Origin of the sequence: Marinobacter sp. ES-1, assembly GCF_000475255.1 — a bacterium.
Lineage (GTDB): Bacteria > Pseudomonadota > Gammaproteobacteria > Pseudomonadales > Oleiphilaceae > Marinobacter > Marinobacter vinifirmus.
The window spans coordinates 1-627 of record NZ_AXBV01000093.1; the positions used below are offsets into that span (position 1 = coordinate 1).

General features: G+C 60.0%; 1 protein-coding gene. It reads left to right on the forward strand.

Features of this window, described 5'->3' with window-relative positions:
* A partial coding sequence (gene tnpC / locus Q668_RS14675; protein ID WP_022990385.1) for an IS66 family transposase occupies positions 1–612 on the forward strand: 612 nt, incomplete at its 5' end.
* Positions 613–627 lie beyond the last annotated feature (15 nt).

Here is a 627-nt window from a genome sequence, read left to right on the forward strand (position 1 = left end):
GACTACGCCGGCTACAAGGCCGGGTTCGGTAACGGGATCACCGAAATCGGCTGTATGGCCCACGCCCGACGCAAGTTCTACGACCTGCACGAGGCCAACAAGAGCGAACTGGCCGCCAAGGCCCTGGATTACATCGGCGGGCTCTACGAGATCGAGCGGGAAATCAAAGACCTGCCGCCGGATAAGCGTCGGGACATCCGACAAGCCAGAGCCAAACCACTGGCTGAGGCACTGCATCAATGGATGCTGGCGCATCGCCAGAAAGTGCCGGATGGCTCCGGCACGGCCAAAGCCCTGGATTACAGTCTCAAACGTTGGGAAGCGCTGACGCGTTACCTGGACGATGGTGCGGTGCCCATCGACAACAACTGGGTGGAAAACCAGATCCGACCCTGGGCATTGGGCCGCAGCAACTGGTTGTTCGCGGGATCACTTCGCAGTGGCCAACGGGCGGCTGCGGTGATGACCCTGATCCAGTCCGCCAAGCTGAACGGGCATGATCCCTATGCCTATCTGAAGGATGTGCTGACCCGCTTGCCGACTCAGAAAAACAACACCATCGACGAACTGTTGCCCCACAACTGGAAGCCGGCTACACCTGACAAGGTGTGATGGGCGGACGCTTAC